The 22,015-nt window shown below is 55.5% G+C and carries 19 protein-coding genes and 1 tRNA gene; 4 read left to right on the top strand and 16 right to left on the bottom strand.

All coding sequences use genetic code 11. From position 1 onward, the window contains the following. The 6 genes from K9L28_04545 to K9L28_04520 all read right to left on the bottom strand — a co-directional run. The coding region (locus tag K9L28_04545; protein ID MCF7935589.1) for a DEAD/DEAH box helicase at positions 1-2,825 on the bottom strand (2,825 nt) is incomplete at its 3' end. Between the two features lie 79 nt (positions 2,826-2,904). Further along, the gene (pth, locus tag K9L28_04540; GenBank protein ID MCF7935588.1) at positions 2,905-3,483 is read right to left on the bottom strand and encodes an aminoacyl-tRNA hydrolase; all 579 of its coding nucleotides are present in this window, start codon (positions 3,481-3,483) and stop codon (positions 2,905-2,907) included. Positions 3,484-3,489: 6 nt separating this feature from the next. Continuing rightward, a complete protein-coding gene (locus K9L28_04535) occupies positions 3,490-4,161 on the bottom strand; it encodes a 50S ribosomal protein L25 (protein MCF7935587.1) in 672 nt (223 codons plus the stop codon). Between the two features lie 43 nt (positions 4,162-4,204). Continuing rightward, the gene (locus K9L28_04530; GenBank protein ID MCF7935586.1) at positions 4,205-5,176 is read right to left on the bottom strand and encodes a ribose-phosphate pyrophosphokinase; all 972 of its coding nucleotides are present in this window, start codon (positions 5,174-5,176) and stop codon (positions 4,205-4,207) included. 1 nt (position 5,177) lies between these two features. Beyond that, positions 5,178-6,524, bottom strand: coding sequence for a bifunctional UDP-N-acetylglucosamine diphosphorylase/glucosamine-1-phosphate N-acetyltransferase GlmU (glmU, locus tag K9L28_04525; GenBank protein ID MCF7935585.1), 1,347 nt, complete (start codon positions 6,522-6,524; stop codon positions 5,178-5,180). Between the two features lie 218 nt (positions 6,525-6,742). Then, positions 6,743-6,818, bottom strand: a tRNA-Gln gene (locus tag K9L28_04520). Between the two features lie 298 nt (positions 6,819-7,116). On the opposite strand from K9L28_04520, the gene K9L28_04515 reads away from it, so the two are divergent. The 4 genes from K9L28_04515 (at position 7,117) to K9L28_04500 (ending at position 10,759) form a co-directional block, all read left to right on the top strand. Beyond that, the gene (locus tag K9L28_04515) at positions 7,117-7,542 is read left to right on the top strand and encodes a transcriptional repressor (protein ID MCF7935584.1); all 426 of its coding nucleotides are present in this window, start codon (positions 7,117-7,119) and stop codon (positions 7,540-7,542) included. Positions 7,543-8,346: 804 nt separating this feature from the next. After that, the gene (locus tag K9L28_04510; GenBank protein ID MCF7935583.1) at positions 8,347-8,748 is read left to right on the top strand and encodes a CPBP family intramembrane metalloprotease; all 402 of its coding nucleotides are present in this window, start codon (positions 8,347-8,349) and stop codon (positions 8,746-8,748) included. Beyond that, positions 8,721-9,626, top strand: a complete 906-nt coding sequence (locus K9L28_04505; GenBank protein ID MCF7935582.1) for a response regulator — start codon at positions 8,721-8,723, stop codon at positions 9,624-9,626. Before K9L28_04510 ends, K9L28_04505 begins: the two co-directional genes overlap by 28 nt. Further along, positions 9,623-10,759, top strand: a complete 1,137-nt coding sequence (locus K9L28_04500; GenBank protein ID MCF7935581.1) for a hypothetical protein — start codon at positions 9,623-9,625, stop codon at positions 10,757-10,759. Before K9L28_04505 ends, K9L28_04500 begins: the two co-directional genes overlap by 4 nt. Before the next feature lie 80 nt (positions 10,760-10,839). Here K9L28_04500 and glmS read toward each other — a convergent pair whose 3' ends face one another. The 10 genes from glmS to mtrB all read right to left on the bottom strand — a co-directional run bounded on the left by glmS (position 10,840) and on the right by mtrB (position 22,007). Beyond that, positions 10,840-12,672 (bottom strand): glutamine--fructose-6-phosphate transaminase (isomerizing), encoded by a 1,833-nt coding sequence (gene glmS / locus K9L28_04495; GenBank protein MCF7935580.1) that lies wholly within the window; start codon positions 12,670-12,672, stop codon positions 10,840-10,842. Between the two features lie 261 nt (positions 12,673-12,933). Continuing rightward, positions 12,934-13,830 carry a UTP--glucose-1-phosphate uridylyltransferase GalU gene (galU, locus tag K9L28_04490; protein MCF7935579.1) on the bottom strand — a complete coding sequence of 299 codons (897 nt, stop codon included), beginning with the start codon at positions 13,828-13,830 and terminating at the stop codon, positions 12,934-12,936. A gap of 18 nt (positions 13,831-13,848) precedes the next feature. After that, the gene (gene glmM, locus K9L28_04485; protein MCF7935578.1) at positions 13,849-15,222 is read right to left on the bottom strand and encodes a phosphoglucosamine mutase; all 1,374 of its coding nucleotides are present in this window, start codon (positions 15,220-15,222) and stop codon (positions 13,849-13,851) included. A gap of 30 nt (positions 15,223-15,252) precedes the next feature. Next, positions 15,253-16,509, bottom strand: coding sequence for a hypothetical protein (locus tag K9L28_04480; protein MCF7935577.1), 1,257 nt, complete (start codon positions 16,507-16,509; stop codon positions 15,253-15,255). Beyond that, the gene (gene cdaA / locus K9L28_04475; protein MCF7935576.1) at positions 16,460-17,305 is read right to left on the bottom strand and encodes a diadenylate cyclase CdaA; all 846 of its coding nucleotides are present in this window, start codon (positions 17,303-17,305) and stop codon (positions 16,460-16,462) included. The genes K9L28_04480 and cdaA overlap by 50 nt, the downstream gene beginning before the upstream one ends. Before the next feature lie 24 nt (positions 17,306-17,329). Next, positions 17,330-18,400, bottom strand: a complete 1,071-nt coding sequence (locus K9L28_04470) for an alanine/ornithine racemase family PLP-dependent enzyme (GenBank protein ID MCF7935575.1) — start codon at positions 18,398-18,400, stop codon at positions 17,330-17,332. A gap of 61 nt (positions 18,401-18,461) precedes the next feature. After that, the gene (locus tag K9L28_04465) at positions 18,462-19,304 is read right to left on the bottom strand and encodes a deoxyribonuclease IV (protein MCF7935574.1); all 843 of its coding nucleotides are present in this window, start codon (positions 19,302-19,304) and stop codon (positions 18,462-18,464) included. A 1-nt stretch (position 19,305) separates the two neighbouring features. Further along, positions 19,306-19,977: a CoA pyrophosphatase gene (locus tag K9L28_04460; GenBank protein ID MCF7935573.1), complete on the bottom strand. Its 672-nt coding sequence runs from the start codon at positions 19,975-19,977 to the stop codon at positions 19,306-19,308. Positions 19,978-20,002: 25 nt separating this feature from the next. After that, positions 20,003-21,751 carry a pyruvate kinase gene (pyk, locus tag K9L28_04455; GenBank protein MCF7935572.1) on the bottom strand — a complete coding sequence of 583 codons (1,749 nt, stop codon included), beginning with the start codon at positions 21,749-21,751 and terminating at the stop codon, positions 20,003-20,005. Next, complete coding sequence (gene mtrB / locus K9L28_04450; GenBank protein MCF7935571.1) at positions 21,738-22,007, bottom strand: trp RNA-binding attenuation protein MtrB; 270 nt, start codon at positions 22,005-22,007, stop codon at positions 21,738-21,740. The genes pyk and mtrB overlap by 14 nt, the downstream gene beginning before the upstream one ends. Positions 22,008-22,015 lie beyond the last annotated feature (8 nt).

The following is a 22,015-nucleotide window of genomic DNA, read 5'->3' as shown; positions in this document are numbered from 1 at the left end:
AAGAGCCTTCTGTAGAGCGCGATCCGCACATTTTCCTGAGGGATATACCAGGCAGGAATGCCGGATCTCAGTGTGATCTCCATTTCGCACCGCTTGTGGGAATCATCCTGATTGAGTTCTTTCAATTCTTCTTCCAGCATCTTGCAATACAGGGCAAATCCCACTCTTTCCCCGTGGCCGTGTTGCGACACCCCGACCAGGTCGCCGCCGCCCCGGATTTCCAGGTCTCTTCTCGCTATGTCGTAACCGGAGCCGAAGCCGTAGAGTTCTGCGATAGCGTCCAGACGCTCGGCGGCGTCTGGAGAGAGAGAACCTGCTTCAGGATAGAGCAAGAGAGCAAAGGCCTGCTCCGATCTCCGCCCCACTCTCCCACGCAGCTGATGGAGCTGAGCCAGTCCCATATGGTGCGCGTTGTCTACAATCAGGGTGTTTGCTCTCGGCATATCCAGGCCGCTTTCAATTATGGTGGTCGATACCAGGACATCAATGGCTCCATCGGCGAATTCGCGCATGCGCTGGGCCAGCTCCCGTTCGTTCATTCTCCCGTGAACGCTTGCAATCCCCGCTTCAGGTACCATCAGATGAAGCATGCGTGCCTGACGGTCGATGTCATGAATGCGATTATGGACGAAGTAGATCTGTCCTCCCCGAGCAATCTCCCTCCTGACCGCCGTCTGGACCAGATCGTCTCTCCAGGGGCTCACCAGGGTGATGACAGGATATCTGTGTTGCGGCGGGGTGTTGATAACGGTTATATCACGGAACCCACCTAAGGCGAGATGTAATGTCCGGGGGATCGGGGTTGCCGAAAGCGTGAGCACATCAACGGTAGCGTACCGTTCCTTCAGGCTCTCTTTGTGCATCACCCCGAAGTGATGTTCCTCGTCGACAATCAGAAGCCCCAGATCATGGAAGCAAAGATCCCGTTGCAACAGCCTGTGGGTGCCGATGAGGATGTCCACGGTTCCTTCCCGAAGTTCCTGCAATACCCCTTCCTGGTCTCTGGTTGACACGAAGCGGGAAAGGACGGAGACGCGCAGAGGCACCCCCGAGAGTCTTTGGGTAAAGGTTTCATAGTGCTGCTGCGCCAGTATGGTTGTCGGCACCAGGAACACGGTCTGTTTCCCTGCTTCGGCTGCTTTCACGGCAGCGCGTAAGGCGACCTCGGTTTTCCCGAACCCCACATCTCCTACGATGAGGCGGTCCATTGGAGAAGGGTGCTCCATGTCTTGTTCGATATCGCGAATGGCCCGCAGTTGGTCCCGTGTCTCGCTGTAGGGGAAATTGTGTTCGACATGTGCGAAAATCTGGTCGCTTTCAGGGAATCTGTACCCCTGCGTGGTTTCCCTTTGCGCGAATATCTTCGCGATAACCTTCGCTTCCTGTTTTGCCTTTTCCCTTGCCTTTTGGTAGGTTTTTTTCCAACGCGAGCCTTTCAGATTATCCGGGGTTGGCGCCTCTCCCGAGGGGCTCTCGTAGCTCGATATCCTGTAGAGCTGGGTTATCGGTGCGAGGAGTCTTCTCTTACCGGCGTACTCCAATACGAGATACTCCTGCTCTCCAAGAGGCCCCTCGATCATCTCGGTTCCAAGAAACCTTGCAACACCGTACTCCTCGTGCACCACCCAGCTTCCTCTTGTCAGATGCTGTCCCCATTCCTGGGGAGGGGCAAACCAGAAGCGTTCGTCCGCTTCCTGTAGTGTAACACCGATAAGTTCCGTGTCGCTGAGAAAGACCTGTTCCGTCTCTTGATCAAGGAAGCCTTTGGTTAACGGCTTTTGCCGGCTTTCCAGGGCACGCTCACGTGCCCAGATACAGGTTTCCTCACTCCTGGAATAGACAACCACCGACAACCCTTGCTGCTTCCACTGTGTCACCTGTGCTCGAATCTCCTGCCAGTGTCCCTTGAATACAGGGATAGAGGAGAGACGTAGCGAAGGGGTGTCGGGAGCCGGATTGGCTTGTTTCGCGATGCGGCATCGGGGGTATGCAGCCGAACGCAGCAGCAGCTCCTGCCACTGCAGGAGCTCGGGAAGCTGGGGGTTGTTTGCTCTGAGGTTTTCCCAGAGCCAGTAGTAGCTCTCTCCGTTGTTCTCAAGGCGCTGCGGGTCATAGAACAGGAAGCGGGCCGTGTCCGGAATATAATCGAGCAAAGAGAGGGGTGCTGCTCTCGAGGAAGCCTCCAGGGCGTGGAGCTCTATCTCTTGCAACGGGGTATGTGTCAACTGGGATTCCGTATCGTAGAGTCGGAGGTTTTCTATTTCGTCGTCGTAATACTCAATGCGGAGGGGATGCTTGCAGACGGGATCAAAAAGATCCACAATACTCCCCCGTGCGGCGAACTGACCAGGTTCCCAAACCAGACTGGCAGCGTGGTACCCGTTACCCGTGAGCCACTGAAGCAAGGCGTCTCTTGGATATACCGAACCCGCCGAGAGGGCGATCGACCTGTGGGATTCCTGCAGTGGTCCCAATATCCCACCGGGTGTGGCGGCCAACATCCCTCCCGTATCAATCCACTCTTTCACGCATTCCCCGCGCTGTATCCACAGCGAACGATCCCCCGATTTCTCTTCAACCAGAGGAAGCTCATGCAACATGAGACAATCTTTGCCAGTCAAGGTCCGAAGATCGCCGACAAACTCAGAACACTGTTTGAGATTGGGGAGTATCGCAACGGTATGGTCCTCTTGTTTTGGAAAGGAGCGTGCAATCCATGACCAGGCGGAGCCGTCGACGGCGCACGACAAAGTCATGCCCCTTAACCAATCCTTGGTATCTACCTTGAAAAGATCGTTTTGCGGTACAGGAAAATCCACATTCAATCCTTCCTCATAAAAAGAAAGTGGCGGGATATCCCGCCACTCCGGGCAGACACAGAATCGCAGCTTCTCTGCCTCCGCGTTACATCGTGAGGACAAATTCGCTTGCTTTTGCTATTGCCTGATCGGTTGCTCCGTCAGTCCACAGCTGGGCTACCTCTGCGGCGGCACTGCATATCTCTGGCAGCTTCCGGCGTTCGCCGGGCGAAAAGGGGGTGAGGACATACTCCGCCAGACCCTCGACGTGGTTCGATGCGCCTATTCCCACACGCAAACGAGGCACCTCCCGGGTCTGCAGCGTTTCGAGCACAGAGGCCATACCGTTGTGGCTCCCCGCCGAGCCCTTTTCCCTCATGCGTAACCGTCCAAAGGGAAGGGAGATGTCGTCATAGACAATCAGGCACTCGGAAGGGAGCAGCCCCCAATGCCGTACAAGCCGACCGACCGCGATGCCGCTTCTATTCATGAAGGTACGTGGTTTCACACAGAGAATCCGTTGCGACGAAACGCCGACAGCCTCTTTAATTCGCATCGTCCGTTCCCGGGGGCCCGGCGCGGCTCGGAGATCGGCGCTCACTCTGTCAACCACCATCCAGCCGGCGTTATGCCGCGTTCTGGCATACCTCCGGCCTGGATTGCCCAGCCCGATAATCGCCCGCAAGGTTCTTTACTCTTCCTCTTCCCGTTCTTTCCCCTTCTGGACTACCTCTACTTCCATTTCTTCTTCCGTTTCCTCGGAGACCTCGAGTTCTTCCTCTTCAATCGTTTGCCTCGGCTCGGTGACCATCATGATGACCTCCTGGGGGTCCGTTACGAGTTCGGCATGCTCGGGGATAGCGCAGTCCTGGGCGTGCACCACACTCCCCTTCGACAGATTACGGACGTCAAGGATGATCGCATCGGGGATGTCTTTGGGAAGGACATGGATCTGAATTTCGTGTTCTACCTCTTCAAACACGCCCCCCTCCTTGATACCTACACACTCCTCCCGACCGGTGATCTCTATGGGAACCGTCACATCGATCTTATGACCCGCCACCATCTGGTAGAAATCGACATGCAGGACCTCATCGGTGATCGGGTCACGCTGCAGGTCCCTGATAAGGGCCATTTGCTTGCTTCCGTCGGGAAGCTGCGCTTCAATGCGCAGGGTTTCCCAATGGGAGTGCCTGATGTGCCGTAACAGTTCATGGGCATCTACGGTAATAGGTGAACTTCCCTGGAACTCGGGTCCATAGAAAACCCCCGGAAGCCGCCCTTCCTGTCTCAATCTGCGGTTGGTGCCTTTCGTCTGTTCCGTGGGTCTCTCTGCAAAGGTTATCGGTATAAAGTTTGACATGGTACATCCTCCCTCCGGCTGCTTTTCATCTGTCCATTAGTCCCTAGCGGAACAGAATGCTTACCGAATGATCGGAGTGGATTCTGCTGATTGCTTCCGCTACAAGCGGGGCAATGGACAATCCTGTAATTTTTTCCAATCGTTTTTCTTCAGACAATGGGATCGTATTTGTTAATACAACCTCCTCTATAGAAGACTCCCGCAACCTTTCTATCGCAGGCCCCGACAGCACTGCATGGGTTGCGCAGGCATAGACCGCCGTTGCTCCCCGGTCCTTCAACGCCTCTGCGGCTTTCACCATGGTTCCGGCCGTATCGATGATATCGTCAACCAGGATAACCTCTTTTCCGTCCACGTTGCCGATGATCTCCATAACCTCACATTGGTTCACCTGTTGATGGGAGCGCCGTTTGTCGACCACAGCAAGATCGGCGTTCCGCAATTGTACGGCAAAGTGGCGCGCCCGGACGACGCCCCCGATATCCGGAGAGACCACGACAACGCGCTCCTGCTGGATGGCTTCCTTGAGTTTCTCTTCAAAATACTGGGCCAGCAGATTTACCCCTGTGAGATGATCAACAGGGATATCGAAGAAGCCCTGAATCTGTCCGGCATGGAGGTCTGCAGCGATCACCCTGTCTGCCCCGGCCTTCTGGATAAGGTTGGCGACCAGTTTTGCCGTCACCGGTTCTCTAGCTTTTGTCTTCCTGTCCTGCCGTGCATATCCAAAGTACGGGGTAACCACATTGACCCGGTAGGCAGAAGCCCGAACGAGCGCATCAAGCATGATCAGCAATTCCATGAGGGTTTCATTGACCGGATGGCAAGTCGATTGCACCACAAAGACATCGGCACCCCGTACACTTTCTTCGACGGAGACGCCGATTTCGCCATCGGAGAATCGGAACCGCTTGGATGCGGCCAGGGGTACGCGCAGGTGTTCGGCAACCTCCTGGGCAAAGTCAAGGTTTGCCGAACCAGAGAATACTTTCAGCTCTCGGAGCCGTGACACCATCCTACTTTCCTCCTCCCTCTTCCTCCTTGCGCTGTTTCTTCCGGAGAACCCAGTCTTCGATCACGCGCTGTCGCGCCCGAGAAACGGCAAGGGAGTGCTCGGGGACATCGTGGGTGATAACGGAACCTGCCCCGGTGACGGCACCGTCATGCATTGTAACGGGAGCCACAAACATGGTATCACTCCCGACAAAGCAGTCCTTTCCGATTGTTGTTGTATGTTTCGAATCGCCATCGTAGTTGCAGGTGATCGTTCCGGCACCGATATTCGTGTTTTCGCCTATCGTTGCGTCACCGATATAGGAGAGATGGGGCACCTTGCTTCCCGGTCCCATCCTGCTTTTTTTGATCTCCACGAATTTGCCGGCGAAGGCCCCTTCTTCCAGGACGGCACCATCTCGTATATAGGCGAAGGGACCCACAGCAGAATTGGCTTCAATCCGACTTGCTTTGATATATACATACGCCACGGTTCTGCAGTTTTGTCCAATCTGGGCGTCCTCGAGTATTGTCCCCTTTCCGATCACCGTCCCCTGTCCTACCCGGGTTGTTCCCCAGAGCTGTACATCAGGCATCAGGGTGACATCCGGTTCGAGATGCACTCGGGGTCCTATCCAGGTGGTATCAGGCGAGAGAATCTTGACAGCGTTCTCGATATGTCTTCGGTTGATGCCTTCGCGGGCGACGGCATGGAGTTCGGTTAACTGCCGAGGCGAATTGACGCCAAGAAGTTCTGTCGGGTTCTCCCAGAGAAGAGGTGCTATCTCATAACGGTATTCATTGAAATAGCGGAGGACATCAGGCAAGTAGTATTCCTTTTGGTTGTTGTCGCTGTCCAGGGTTTCCAGTGCTTGGGAGAGGATGTCACTGCGGAATGCATACACGCCGCTGTTGACCTCCGTAATGCAGCGCTGTCGGTCGGTGGCGTCTGCTTCCTCAACGACTGCAAGCCTGCCCCCGTTCCGGAGTATGCGTCCATATCCCGCTGGATCCTCCTGGTTCATTGTTACCAGTACGGCTTCACTGCCCTTGCCGAGCTTATTGCCTATAGCTCTGAAGAGACGAGTCGGAATCAGTGGGACGTCCCCTGGAATAACAATGACGTAGTCATATTGCTTCCACCAGTCGGCCGTCACCTGCACGGCATGTCCCGTACCATTTTGTTCTGTTTGCCATAACACGGTGGTGTCAGGCCACTGCCGCTTGAGATATGCGTCAACCTGGGTGCCGCCGTGTCCTACGACCACCGCCGTATCTGTAATCCCTGCTTCCCGGACCGCCTGTACAGGATAACTTATCAATGGTTCGCAGAGAAGCGGCTGGAGTACCTTAGGAAGGGAACTCCGCATTCGTTTCCCCTGACCTGCTGCTAAGATCAGGGCGCAAATCGTTGGGTGCCCCACTCCTCTCCCTCCTTACCGGATATCGCTCTATATGTGTGCAACGGAAGGCCAACAAAAAAAGGCCCTTCACTGCATGGGCCTGGGCACTTGCTAGAACCTGACGTTCCCGATGCGTTTCCAACACGCAGCCTCGTTTTTTCGATATAACATCAGAAATGCAAGCCTGGCTGGGGTGGCTGGATTCGAACCAGCGATCGAGGATCCAAAGTCCCCTGCCTTGCCAACCTTGGCTACACCCCAGCATAGCGTTGAACATTATTGACGAAGTATAGCCTGCTGTCAACCTCCACCCGCGAGCCTCGATCCACGGATTGAAGGGCTTCATCTGCCGGTCCAACCCCGGACTGCAACGGTTGTGAACACCCGAAAACGGCCTGTTGAGATGCTGAATCCTCTCCCTCTTGCAGCCTTTCTCTGCAGCAGTTATCAATCGCACCCTTCTGAGGCCATTTGAGGCTTGCCAAGCCGCTGTTTCTGCGGTTATTATTAATCATTACAGAAACCCGGCACGTAACAGGAATTCTGAGGAGGAAGCGTCATGTGGAGCTTGGAAGAGAGTGTCCGGCACCTCAAGCAACAGGGAGCCAAGATTACGGCCCAGAGGGTTGCCATACTCAGACGTCTGGAAAAGAGAACAGATCATCCTTCAGCCGAAGAGATCTACCAAGAGCTGCAGGAGGAATTCCCTACTATTTCCTTCGCGACAATCTATGGAACGGCGCAGCTGTTGGAACGCAACAATCTCATCAAGATTCTGACGATCGACAAAAAGAGGATCCTTCTTGATCCCAATACCGCCCCTCATGCTCATTTCCGCTGCACTCGATGCGGAAAGGTCTTTGATGTTCCCAGTTCCCACGAAACAATGGCTCAACTTGCCGCCGATTGTCGGTACGACGTCACTCAGGTAGAGATTTATATGTACGGAACATGCGATCAATGCAAATACTGGAACATGCACTAAAGGCAATAGTGCCTCTGCATGGCGTTTACATCAGTCTTTGCCTGGTGCTCGTCTTTTGTGGGACCGCCTCAGTAGCGGGTATGTGGTATCGGGCCAGGAATAGAAGCGCGCTTTCTCATGCGCTTTTCTGGGGCCACTACTTTTGTATACTGATAGCGGCAGCTGTCATGCTTTCCAGACATGCTCCGCTTTGGGTTGCAACAGCGCCATTGATTCCAGGTATTCTCCTGATATGGATACGCTCCTGCCTCCGTTCCACGGAGAAGCCTGACCGCCCAGCAGAGTAGGGAATCACCATCCGCAACGACGCCCACGGTGTGATGTTCCTCATTGTCCTGAAATGATGTGACATCAAAGGACGTTTGGCATTACTGCTTTTCCGTTTTGTGCCGCCACGGGCCTTTCCCTCTTCCCCTTGTATTTTTCGACAATTCCTGTAATGATTCCCTGAGCGCTTTCTTTGGAGAAAAACCTGGCCGGGCGTGATCCGTTAGGCCCTCGCTCCCCAGCCAGGACCGCTATGGGTACAGCCATGAACATCCACACTCCCTTTGGGCAAGCAGGGGATCTGCTGCAGGTACGGCGGCAACGGCGGATCCTCGTGCGCACCCTGCAGACCGAATCCATTAGATGATCCAGGGGAGTACGGTTGCAAGGTGGATCCGCGTACCATCATATTTGCCGGAGGTTTCCATGAAAGAATTCGTTGTAGCGGCTGTAATGCTTTATGGACCTTACTTATGGTGCTTTTTCCGAAGGAAATCTCCAGGTAGGTATGGGCTCAGACTGATGTGGTCGCGCGCAATGGCAGTGGAGGTGCTCTATTGGACCGTAGGGACACTGATTCCACTGACAGTGGTTGCATTGCATTGGCCCGGCCTGTCCCTCCCCAGATCGGTCCCCCTGGGCTCGGTGTGCATGTTCGCACTGGCCGGGGTGACCGCAGCCTGCATAGAAGAGGTGTTCTTCAGAGGATGGCTGCAAAGCATTCTACGACCCCTCTGTCCGGCTGTGGCACGCGTGCCCCTGGTTGCCCTTCTTTTTGCCATTACCCATCTCTTCTTTCATCCTGAATACATCTACCTGGCAACCTTTTTCCCGGGACTTGTGATGGGCATCCTGCGGGAACGTTACGATACCGTGACACCTGCTATACTGTATCATGGCCTGGGAAACCTGTGGGCGATCTGGTTTTTCCCTTTGTGAGTGCCCGTGCTGACATAAAGAATAGGAGGATTACCCTGAACTTCAATCAACAAATAATAATTGCTATTTCTGACAAAAAATCAAGGATGTATTTGTCAAATATACTCAAAAAATCGGGTTTCCAGGTGAAGGAATGGGATGACCTCAACGCGCTTTTTTCCGAGGTCCATACCGTCAAGCACCCCGCCGGTGCGCTGTTGTTCCATTGGAGTCAAATCGAAAAGAAGAGCACCGAACAGGTGCTCCAGGAAATCAAGAAAAACGATTCCTTTTCCCACACGGAGTTCATAGCACTCTCCGAGGATTGGCAAAATATCCGTCTCAGGATGAAGGCCAGGGTCCTCGGTTGCGAAGACGTCCTTGCCTTCCCTCCTCAGGAAGGGCAGATCCTGACAGCCCTGAATGTCCCGGAGGGCCACCAGCAGGGCGGTGGGTCTCCGGGACAACGGGAAGAGGCTGCGGGGAAAGCAAAGGAATCTGCGAAGGGTTCCCGTCACAAAGGGAACGAGGATATCCTTATTGTCGATGACGCCTCGGTAATCCGGAAAGGTCTTCGTCATCTGCTGGAACAGGAGGGGTACTCTGTTCGGGAGGCCGAGGATGGGCAGGAGGCGCTGCGCAAGATCCAGTCGTCGGCCCCCGCGTTAGTGCTGCTCGACTTGCTGATGCCGGGAATGGATGGGTTTTCCCTGATGGAACGTATCCGCAAAAACAAATTCTTCAGCAATCTGCCGATTATCGTCATTACCAGCCACGGCGACAAGCCCAGGTTGCTCCAGGCCTTGCAGTGGGGGGCCAAGGAGTTTATCGTGAAGCCCTTTCACCCCGAGGTGGTGCGGGAAAAGGTGAAACGGGTCCTTGGAGAAAAGGTGAAGTGATTTTATTTATGCTTATTGATTTTTGTAATATCAAATTAGGTAAAAAATTTATTTTTCTGCTTGCTCTCCTTGTCCCCCTCTTGCTCTCTTTCTCTACCGCCGTACACGCTCGGGGGGGAGACGCCGATCGCATTCCTGAGGATACGCTGCTCTACACGATTTCAATCCCCCTTCAGGAGGGTGCTGGGGTGACCGTTGCCATGGCCGACGGCGCCGTATTCCCCTTAGGCAATGTGGTTCGTGTGCCGGAAACCATGAAATGGCCCGCCTTCACTGCTTCGAAATGGGGGAAGCCTGGGCATGTGGCGGCGACTGCCGTCAATGCCATCCATCTTCTCGCGCGCAGGAGATCCCAGCGCGGGCAAATCCTCAGTATCCTTCCCGCGGAAAGCTTCGCGCCGGCCGCCGGACAGAGCTCCTCCGTTGTTATTGAAGGAAAGGGGGGGCATGGGGTATTTGGCGCCTGGGCCCCCCCTGTTGGTGTCCCTGTCCACTGCAGATTCGCAGATGGCACAAAGGAGCCCCTGTACAGCATCAGCCAGCTTGTCGACGCGGTTGCCCTGGAGATAGCCGTTCCCGAGTCTCCCTCCTTTGGGTTTGTGGATATCGAAAACTGGCCGGGCGGGCGGGTCATCTGCAGGGATGCGTCGGGCACAGCCGTTATCGCTCGTGTCGTGAGGCCTGTTGGTGGTGTCGGCCGTTTCGGCGGCAGCCGCTATCAGGTACCGGGACGACTCAGAGCCAATCATCCTGGAGTGATCTGTGTCAGCACCTCACCGCAGGGATCTGTGGGGGGATTCCAGGTCATTCCCCTGGCACACGCTGCCTCTTCCCCCGAGATGGCTTCCCTGTGGCGCTTAACGCAGTGGCTGGTTGTCGGCACACATATGCGAGATTCCCTCGTTGGGAGCACTCCGCTCTTCAGCGGACGGTTTGTATCCGGTCCTGGGGATGGCGAACAACTGTGGAACCTCTGGGCCACCTACGGGAGACGGAGCCTTGTCCTGTGCAGGACAGTCTTCGGCCCCTGGAAACCCCTGCCGGTGTTCAGCGGTCGTCACGACACCGCCCTCAGTGACATAACCCATCTGCGGCTTTACGTTCCCTCGGTAGTCGAACCCCTTGTTCCATAGCAAAAAAGAGACAGGGAGATACGTGTCATCTCCCTGTCTCTGCGCCGTCTGTTTTTCTTTTCCAGCAACCCGCCGAGATTCTACTCTACGGTGACGCTCTTGGCGAGGTTGCGGGGTTGATCGATCTCACATCCCCGGAGGAGCGCAACCTGATAGGCGAAGATCTGCAGCGGAAGGACTGTCAGAAAGGGGGCGAAGGCTTCGTCGGTCCAGGGGATGCGAATCAGATTGTGGGTGTACTGCTCGATGAGTGTGTCGTTGTCGTTACATACCGCGATAACAGGCGCGTTCCGTGCTTTTACCTCTTGAATGTTCGATAGCATTTTTTCGTAGAGGCTGTCCCGCGGAACAATCGCCACGACTGGAACATTTGGTTCGAGCAGGGCAATGGGGCCATGCTTCATTTCGCCTGCTGCGTAGCCCTCTGCGTGGATGTAGGAGATCTCTTTGAGTTTCAGAGCTCCTTCCAGTGCAATCGGGAAGGAGAATCCGCGGCCCAAATAGAGAAAGGTGTCACATCCGGCAAACCGTCTGGAGAGGGCTTCGATGCTTCCGTCCCGCTCGAGTACCGTTTCCACCTTATAGGGAAGCTGCAGGAGTTCCTCCACCAGGCGTTCCTCTTCCGCTTCGGGCAATGTCCCTCGTTTTTTCCCCAGGGCGAGAACAAGGAGATAGAGCGCCGCAAGCTGCCCGGTGAACGTCTTTGTGGCTGCCACGCCGATTTCGGGGCCGGCCCGGAGCAAAAGCACGTTGTGCACCTCGCGGGCCAGGGTAGATCCGCGCACATTGGTGATCGCCACACAGTGCGCTCCTTCCTGTCGCGCCTTTCTCTGCGCCGCCAGGGTGTCCGCTGTCTCCCCGGACTGCGAGACGAAGACCGCCAGGGTTTCGGGGGAATTCCGCAGTGCCCTGTACCGATACTCCGATGCAATGTCCACCCGCACATCGAGGTCGGTCCATCGTTCAAAGAATGACGCGGCGACCATGGCGGCGTAGTAGGAGGTCCCACAGGCCACAATATGCAGTTTCTTCCAGTTGACCACCCTGTTGTCCGGTAGTACCAGCTCCTCATCAAGCTCAACCCGCTTGGATCTGATCCTGTCTTTGAGGGTTGCCCGCAGTACGGCCCCCTGTTCGTTGATCTCCTTCAACATGTAATGGGGATAGCCTTCCTTCTCCGCCATGGAGACGTCCCATTCGATAGTGGAAATCTCCCCTTGAAACTGGGTCCCTTCCTCGCTCCACAGGACATGGCCATCTTTCCAGACAGCGGCGATGTCGCCGTCATTGAGATAGATCACCTTCGAGGTGTAGGGCAGAAACGCAGGGACATCGGAAGCGCAGAAGGCTTCGTTTTCACCGACTCCCAGCACCAGAGGCGAGCCTTTCCGTATACAGTACAGTACTTCAGGATCCTCCTGGTCGATGATCACCAGGGCGTAGGAGCCACGCAGCCGTTTTTTCAGGGCTTGCAGCGCTTCGAACATTGTCGAGGTTTCCTGGCGCATCATTGCAAGAAGCTGGACAATCACCTCAGTGTCGGTCTGGGAAACAAAACGCACGCCCTCCTGTTCCAGGCTATCTTTGATCTCGTTGAAATTCTCGATGATCCCATTGTGGACAAGCACAATACGCCGGGATTCGTCGGCGTGGGGGTGGGCGTTCTCCACCGTCACGCCACCGTGGGTTGCCCAGCGGGTGTGCCCGATCCCCGTTGTTCCTGCATACCCCTTGCGAAGAGCGATCTCTTCCAGGTCTGCAACCTTCCCTACATTCTTGATGAGATGGCTCTCACCATTTTCTATGATGGACATCCCTGCAGAGTCGTAGCCGCGATATTCCAGCCTTTTCAAACCATCAAGTATTATATCTGCGGCTTTGCGTTCCCCGATGTATCCAACGATTCCGCACATTGCTGTAATCCTTTCTTTTGTCAAAACAACGCAGGATGCAGAAGATTTTGTCCCTCTAGTTGCCTAGAGGTTTTGTTCTGCTGCTTTTGGGATTCCTGCACCCCTGGAGGCATCCGCCGATCATCGATTCTCCTCCATCCTCGTCAACCCTTGCGGGCCCTGGCGCTTCCCTTATCCGCTTCTGCTGTGCATACTGGTTGGGTCGTCGCATCACCTCTCTTTTCCCTATTATACCCTCTCCCCTCCCATCTGGACGACAGGTTACCCGTTGAGTAGTGTGTTCTCGCCGACCTGTTCCCGAAGCACTTCGAGTATGATAGATCGCAGTTCGGGGTCTTCAAGAGCCATCATTGTTGTTGCCCGGAGCCAGCCGCTTTTTGTGCCGCAATCCAGCCTGGTTCCCTTGTAGATGTAACCCCACACCGGTTCCCGTTTCATCAGGGATTTGACGGCGTCCGTAAGCTGCAGCTCCCCTCCGGAACCCGGGGTAAGCCCACGCAGCTCCTCGAAGATTGTGGGAGAGAGTATGTATCGTCCCATGATGGCAAGGTTGCTGGGTGCTTCGCTGGGATCGGGTTTTTCCACCATATCGTGTATCTTGAAGACATCGTTCTCCACTTCTTCCCCCGCAATGATCCCGTATCTGGAGGTGCTCTCTGCGGGCACCTCTTCAAGCGCGATGACCGATCCCCCGCGGGTCCTGTGGACATTGATAAGCTGTCCGAGGACGGAGGGGCTGGCTTTCATGACGTCGTCGGGAAGAATCACGCCGAAAGGGGCGTTTTGGCAGATCGGTGCGCCGCATAATACAGCGTGCCCGAGTCCGAGAGGTTCGCTCTGCCTGACGTAGGCAAAACGCGCCAATTGCGAGATGTTGCGGACCATATCCCGCATTTCCGACTTGCCGCGCTGTTCCAGAAGATCTTCCAGCTCACAGGATCTGTCGAAGTAGTCCTCAATCGAGCGCTTCCCGCGCCCGGTGACGAAGACGATATCGGAGCACCCCGCATCCACCGCCTCATCCACTCCGTAGTGTATGAGTGGTCGATCGATAAGAGGGAGCATCTCTTTGGGGGTTTCCTTGGTGGCCGGTAGAAAGCGTGTCCCCAATCCGGCAACGGGAAAGAGGCATGTATTGATATTTTTGGATTTATTCATATTATTACCCCCTTATATTTACTGAACAGCTGTTGTTTGATTAATCTCTTCAATGACCGAGAGCAGTTCCCGGCATGACTGCTCCAGGAGACCCCGTTCTCTGGCTTCCACAAGAACCCGGACCAAAGGTTCCGTGCCCGAGGGGCGAATCAGGATACGGCCCCTCCCGTTCATCATGGATTCCAGCGAAGAGGTGACCTCCTTCAACCTGGGATGGCCAAGCATGACGGCCTTGTCCGCCACGGATATATTGTGCAGGGTTTGGGGATATCTGTGGAACCGATCAACCAGCGTATCGATCTCCTCCCCCAACTCTCGGCAGGCCCGCATAAAGAGAATCGCCGTGTTGGGGCCGTCCCCGGTGGTGGTGTAGTCCCGGACGATGATGTGCCCTGACTGTTCCCCGCCTACGGCGGCCTCAGTATTCCGCATCTGGGCGAGCACGTACCGATCTCCTACAGGGCATCGGGTCAGGGTGATCCCTTCGTGCCCGAGATGTTCCTCCAGAGCCATATTGCTCATCACGGTTGCCACAACGCCCTTGCCGCTCTGTCGTTTCATCCACCGGGCCATCACCCAGAGCATGATGTCTCCATCGATCACGCGCCCCTGCCTGTCCACGAAAAGAACGCGGTCGGCATCCCCGTCAAAGGCATATCCAAAATCCAGCTCCTGTTCAACAACGTACTGCTGGAGGTGGTGAAGGTTCATCACACCGGTTCCTTCATTGATGTTCAGACCATTTGGCGCGTTGCCAAGCATTTGGGCATCCCACCCTGCCCGGTGGACCACCTCTTCCATTATGGCTGTGGCGGCACCATGAGCGGTATCTACAGCAAAACGCCCCTGGAAATCCCCCAGGCGCTCCGCTTCCGCCGCCAGCATATCAATGTAGAGATTGCGTAATGGTTGCGCATACTCCACTCCGCCTATGGATGCTCCTGTGGGCCGCCAGTCGTCCAGGAGCGTATCCTCCAGAAATTCCTCGATCTCGCTTTCTGCGTCATCGGTCAGCTTTGAACCGCTGGCGTCAAAAAACTTGATCCCGTTATATTCCGCAGGGTTATGGGAGGCGCTCAGCACCACACCACCGTCGGCGCAGGTTCTGAGTATAGCGCAGCTGACGCCGGGTGTGGGGATGACGCCGATGGTCTTCACCTCTGCCCCCGAAGAGGTCAGACCCGTGACAATCGCAGCCTCCAGCATTCCACCCGAACGCCTCGTATCGCGCCCCACAATAATCGTAGGGCGGCTGTGACCGTTTCTGATCAACCACCACACGTAGGCTCTGGCTAACCGCAGCGCCATTTCCGGGATCATAACCCCCCTGTTGGCGAGGTCTCGGACACCGTCGGTGCCAAAGAGACAGCGGATTTTTTCTGTTCCGGGCATGCCTACACCTCCTTCCTTGGTCTTTTCAGGTTACTTCACATCTGCATACGCCGTGACAGTCGCGGGCATAATCTCCTGCACATCCACCGAGGCTCCGCCTGCTTTGGCATGTACCGGAACGGTGATGACCCGGGAAACCAGATTGGTAATGTCGACGAATGCTGCGACGTCCTTGACCCGATCCAATTCCGACGGTCGTCCCTGCAGCACCACATCGACCCTCTCCGGCGAGAACGTCCAGTGGGGATAGACACCCTTCCCCCTTGGCTGTACCCGGACATGTGCATAGAGTCGCGTTTCCGTAACGGGAGCGAGTTCAACCGTTACCGTAGCTTCCCGGGGAGCGTCGACGATACGCACGCCTTCCTCGGGGACCGGAATCACGCGGTGTAGCGTTCTGTTGTGATCCAAGCTCTCGATCGTAACCGGATCAAGAGAAAGAGATTCCAGTTGTTCCAAGTGCTCAGGCGGTCCTGACAGAGTGACCTCGGCTGGAGCGATCACGACTGTCTTGACTCTGTAGTCATCCGCCGGGTCGCCCTGCACGTCCACCCTGAGGGGAACCGTCCTGACGGGAAGCCGCTTTTTGACCTGTACGTTCAGCTCTACCTCCCTGGGCTGAATAGAGAGCTGCGTCGCACTGGATGCTGTTACAGGAATCTGCAGGGGGAGCACCAGTTGTTGCGGATCCGTTGTCGCGGAGAGTTGCTCAATATCCGGTGCGACAAAGACATAGGGAATCTTCTCCACAGTCCCCGCGGGGCCACGGATCGTAGCTTCCGTTTTCTTTAATTCTTCCTTGGTAACAATGATCGTTTCCGGAAGATTCTTGGGGTATTCAATCTCAATCGGAACATTTTTTTCTATGATTTCCGAAAGCTGCACCTTGATGTACGAAGGGCTCACACTGACAAGCTCTATCCCGGCCGGCAGGGGAGCATCCACTGGAAGCGTGTAGATCCCCCGATCAAGCCCCTGAAGATCGACCACACAGGCGAACTGACCGGGATCGAAACGCCCCAGCCGCTGACGCAGTCCCCTCACCTGAATCTGTACCGCACTTTCCCTGCTGGAGATGCTCAATCCGCTTTTGAGGTTATGGTACTCCAATGGTACCTTCAGCGACTTGACTGTTGTCAGATTGCGGTCCCCTGCGGCGTAGAACCAGACGAAAAATGCCAGAAAAACGGCAAGCACCCGCAAAAAAAGCTTGGAGCGCAGAAGCGCGTCAAACTGATCAAGCATTTTCATCGTCGTTTCCTCCACGCCAAACGTTGCGGAACTCATCACGCAACCGCTCAAAGGTGCCTTGTTCTTCCACCTTTCCCTGGAAATAGTGCAAGAGCAATCTGCGCACCTGTCTGTCCTTCAATCCACGGGAGAGAACCCCATTGACCGCAAGTGTGATCTCGCCGCGTTCTTCCGAGACAACCAGAGAGATGGCGTCGGAATTCTCCGTGATCCCCAGCGCTGCGCGATGGCGTGTCCCGTACCAGCGTGCGAGACTCTTTTCTGTAAGAGGCAGATAGCATGCAGCCGCAATGATCTGCTCCCTGTCAAGGATCACCGCTCCATCGTGTAACGGATTGTCGGGCCAAAAGATCGAGATAAGCAGCTCCTGTGTGATATGTGACTGCAGTTTCACTGCCGGACGCCAGACGTCCTTGAGTCCCGTACGTCTCTGGAGAACAAGCAGGGCCCCGATACGCCTGGACTGCAGATAGAGAAGTGCTCGGGTAACCTCCTCAGCCAGTTTGTCTGCATGTTCCCGCTCCCGAACCCTTTGGAGGAGCGTCCCGCGCCCCAGTTCTTCAAGCATACGCCGCAGTTCTGGGTAGAAAATAATTGGAATGGTAATGAATACAACGCTAAACAACTTGCTAAACAGCCATAGCAGTGCTTGCAGCTGAAAAAAATTGGCAATGGCAGCAGCGCATCCCAGCATCAGCAAGCCTTTTACAAGTTGCATTGCCCTGGTATCGGCAAGCAAAAGAAAAAGCTTGTAAAAAACAAAACTAATAACAAGGATGTCAACTATGTCTTGCCATCTTAGGAAAGAAAAAAAAGTTTGAAGTTCTTCCATCAGCTGCGAATTAACTCCTGTAATCTAGTCGGAATGGACTGTCTTCTTGACGTATGAGGATGTGCTGAGCGCCAGCAGCGCCCCATAGTCCATTGTAAAGTCCAGTGTGTCGCCAACCTGAGGCGCCACACCCATATCTTCTACATCCAGCGTCAGGTGATCGCTGGAGGCTCCCAGGATGGAGACCCCGTCATCGACAGGGGTAAGATCTTCAGGCACCACATCCTGACGGCCTATGCCCACGATGGCTCTCAGGCGCGTCCCTCGGTCCTCGAAATGCGGGACATGCCCAAAGGCATCTGCGCCGATTTCTCCGATTGGAATACTCGGTTTTCTTCGCACCTCTACAACCTCAGCCTGGAGAAGGAAGACGTCGGACCTCAGGTAGGGAATCGTACGCATCCTGGTGACATCGCTTCCCAGCAGCATTGCTTCCCCGATGCGCAACTGGTTGATCCGAGGGTGGAGTTCGCCTTTTTCGAGAAGCTGCAGGGAAGATGTGGCGCCTCCCGAAAGGATCTCCAATCTGTAGGGGAGATGTCGCTCGATTTCCAGTGCTGTATCCACAAGGGTGGTCATATTGTCCCGGGTGGGGAGCACACCACCGAAACAACCAAAATTCGCGCCCACGCCGAGGCAGCGAACATGGGGAGATGCGGCGATGCGTTCGGCGATCTGTTCCGCTTCATCAGGCCAGATGCCCTCTCGCAGATCACCAATGTCAACCATGACAATAATCTGGAATGCACGCCGGCGTTCCGCACATTCCTTTTCGATCATGCTGATGGTCTCCGGCATGGATACAAGCGCGGCTGATGCCTGATCGAGCATTGTAGGAATCTCAGAGGGCATCGGTATGCGAAGCAGCAGAACAGGGCAATCCAATCCGGCGGCATGAAGGCGTTCCAGATTCTGTACTCTGCTGTCGGCAAGCCACGTACAGCCACTGTCCGCCATCACTCTTGCGACGGCAGGATGTGCACAGGTACCCTTTGTTACCCCCACCACGCTGATGCCGTTGTTGCGGCATCGTTCTGCCACAGCATGAACATTCTCCCGTAGTCGTTCGGGGAATATATGGAGCACAGGATTCATACGCTCTCCCTCCTTGAGGTTACCTTGCGTACCGAACCGTCACACCGTCGGATACGCGAATTCAACTGCCTCGCAGTTTCCGTAACAGAGCAAGATTCTCGCTGTCGCTTTTCCGTTCCTTTGGGGTTTCCAGCAGGCAGGGTGTGTTCTCCCATCGCGGATCGCTGATAAACAGGCTAAAGGGTTGGATGCCTAATTTCCCGTCACCGATGTGTTCGTGTCGGTCCCGTTTCGAACCTTTCTCTTCCTTGCTGTCATTGAAGTGAATGCAATACACATTTTGACAGCCTATGGTCTTTTCCACAAGCTGCATCAGGTGTTCGTAGCTTCCCGGGAAGCGGAATTCGTATCCGGCGGCGAACATGTGGCAGGTATCGAGGCAGAATCCGATCCGGTCGTTCAAGGGGAGGTGCTGTAATATTTTGCTAAAATGATGGAAAGAAGCTCCCAGTACACTGCCTTGGCCTGCCATGGTCTCCAAAAGTACCCGTACATGGGTCATATCGGACTGTTCCAATGCCCGTTCCAGCCCCCGCGAAAGCAGCGCCAGCCCCTTCTCTTCACCTGTCCCTTTGTGGCTCCCCGGATGGAGCACCAGGTAGTCGATCCCCAGGAGATCACAGCGCTCTATCTCCCCTACCAAAGCCTGAACGCTCTTCTCCCAGACAGGCCCGGGAGCGGCAAGGTTGATGAGATAGGAGGCATGGGCGATAACCTGCCTGATCGAGCTCTCCCGCCAAGCAGCGAAGAAGCGTTGACAGTCGGAGAGGGAAGGGGGCGAGGCGTGCCACTGCAATTGGTTTTTTGTAAAAAGCTGCAATGCCTCGGCGCCAACATCTTCGGCCCGGCTGAAAACCTTCGGCAAACCACCGGCTGCCGAAACGTGTGCCCCAAGTAGTGCCATATCAGCTTTGTTCTCCTGTCACAATCTTTTGGTGCAACGAATAAACAATACGGGCGCTTGCCCCCCAGAGGGTGTATCCGTCTGGAAGTGGGTATACCGGGCGCGTTCCCTCTGCATCCCCCCGTCCGGGCGGAAGCGGTTCCCGCACCGGGGGAGAATGCCTGAACAGCCTGCACAGAGGAAGGATCAGCAGATGTTCCACCTCATTGTGGTTGAGGTGTATCTGGCCAATTCCCTGTGAACGTGTCGCACCTACTACAGGGTATATCAACACATTTCCCACGGTGGTGCGTACAGTCGGGAGTGTCCCCCAGAGTTCCACCGCTCCCGGCGGTATGCCGATTTCCTCCCGTGTTTCCCGAAGCGCCGTGTCGGCGATGGTTTGATCTCCGTCTTCAAGCTTGCCGCCGGGGAAGGCCACGTCGCCGGCGTGATGCCGCAGGTTTGCCGAACGTACTTCCAAAAGGATCTCCGCTTCACTGTCGCGGGATGTCAGCAGAACAAGCACTGCGGAACACAGGCCGGCATTCCGGTTCCGGGCAGCCTGAACGTTGCTCCAGGAAGCGAATTCGGGTTCCTCGGGAAAGAGGGCGCGCATCGGTGACAGCGGATCATGGGGATGGAAAATGTACTCTGCAATGGTTAGCATAACCGATAGTAGGGTTTCTTGCAAAAGAAGAATTCCGAGAACCGGAAGGCTATCGGAGCTTCACGCGTCCCTGGTAGACAACCCCACGCGCTCCATCCACCGTGACAGTCATGTCGTCCTGCAGCAAGCGAGTGGCATCCTGTGCGCTCACCACACAGGGGATTCCCAGTTCCAGGGCGACGACAGCTGCATGGCTTGTCAGGCCTCCCTCTTCTGTAACAATGGCAGAAGCCTTTTTCATGAGAGGGATGAAATTGCGATCGGTCTTGGGTACCACCAGCACGTCGCCCTGTCGCATTTTCTGTTCGGCTTGGCTATGATTGCGGGCGCTGCACACGCGGCCGTGGGCCTCTTTTTTGATAAGCGAAAGGCCTTTGACGAGGATCTTCCCTACGGTGTGCACCTGCACCATATTTGTGGTTCCCGGGATCTCAACGGGTATGCCTGTGGTGACCACGACGAGGTCTCCCTCATGGACGTATCCCTTTTCCAGGGCGGCTGTAAGCGCTGCGTCCAGGGCCCCTTCCACAGAACTGCCCCTTTCTTTCCGAATGGGCTGGACCCCCCAGACAAGCGCCAGACGTCTCCAGGTGTCTTCCGAGGGCGTTGCGGCCAAAATCGGGCAGTGGGGGTGGTACTTGCTTACCATTCTTGCTGTCTCGCCGGTCTGGGTGATTGTGATAATGGATCGGGCGTTCAGCTCGCCGGAGATACTTACGGCTGCGTGGCTGACAGCGTCGGGAACGGTTGTGGTCGAAATAGGAATACTGCTGTGACGTGCCCAGAGATCCAGTTCCCGCTCCACTCTGACAAGGATACGGTTCATGGTTTCCACGGAGAGGATGGGGTAGCTCCCTTTGGCTGTTTCCCCGGAAAGCATGACCGCATCGGCGCCATCCAGCACCGCATTGGCGACATCATTTGCCTCTGCTCTGGTGGGGCGGGGATTCCGTATCATGGAATCAAGCATCTGTGTGGCGACGATCACAGGTTTGCCGTGGGATCGACAGAGATCAATAATATGCTTTTGTACCAGCGGCACATCCTCGCTGGGCATCTCGACGCCCAGGTCACCCCGGGCGACCATCATGCCATCAACCACCTCCGCGATCTCCTCAAGGCTGTTGACGGCTGATTTTGTCTCGATCTTGGCGATAACCTGCATATCGCTGTTCAGGTTTTCCAGTACCTTCCGTACTTCCAGAATGTCATCCCTGCTCCGGACAAAGGAGACGGCGATATAGTCCATGCCGTGCTCGACTCCCCAACGGATATCATTGATGTCCTTTTCCGTCAGTGCGGGCAGCGTGAGCTGCACTCCAGGGACATTCACTCCCTTGTGTTCCCCCAGCTCTCCTCCTACGACAACGCGGCAATGGATTTCAGGGGGGTGGATCGCTTCGACCTGCAGGTGGAGTGTCCCGTCGTCAATAAAGATGGCCTGGCCTGCTTCCACCTCCCTGTAGAGCTCTTTGTAACTGATGGTGATCCGCTCAGGGGTGCCCGGTTCCTCATCGGGGGTCAGGACGATGGGTGCGTTGTTGTGGAGCTGTATCTTTCCGCCGTCCAGTGCTCCTGTTCTCAATTCCGGTCCCTTGGTATCCAGAACCGTTGCAATGGGGCGATCCATTTCCTCTTCGATTGTCCGCAGCTGAGAGAAATTGATGGCGTGAGACTCATAGTCGCCATGACTGAAATTGAATCGTGCGAGATCCATACCGGCCTCGGCTATTCGTCGTAATGTGTCGTAGTCGGTGCAGGCCGGACCTAGTGTACAAACGATTTTAACCTTTCGCATGATCCTCCCCCCTGCCTGCAATCACCGTGCCGTGTTTGGTGATAACCTCAGCGTACCCCCGCACCTTCAATGCAGAGGTGTGCTTTGTGAACTGCGACACCCACACCTCACCCAAATCCAGTTTTTCCGTATGAGCAAATCGTGTTTCGTTCCCCCGGGTCAGACCGATAACGGTGACGCCATCTTCAAGAGCCTTGACAACCAGGTAATCCCCAAGCACTGTTTCGCTGCCGCTGAACCCATCTATTTCCTGCATTCCTGTCT

The organism is Synergistales bacterium, assembly GCA_021736445.1.
Lineage (GTDB): Bacteria > Synergistota > Synergistia > Synergistales > Aminiphilaceae > JAIPGA01.
Note: the sequence above shows the minus strand (reverse complement) of the source record. Positions and strands in the feature narration are given on the sequence as shown.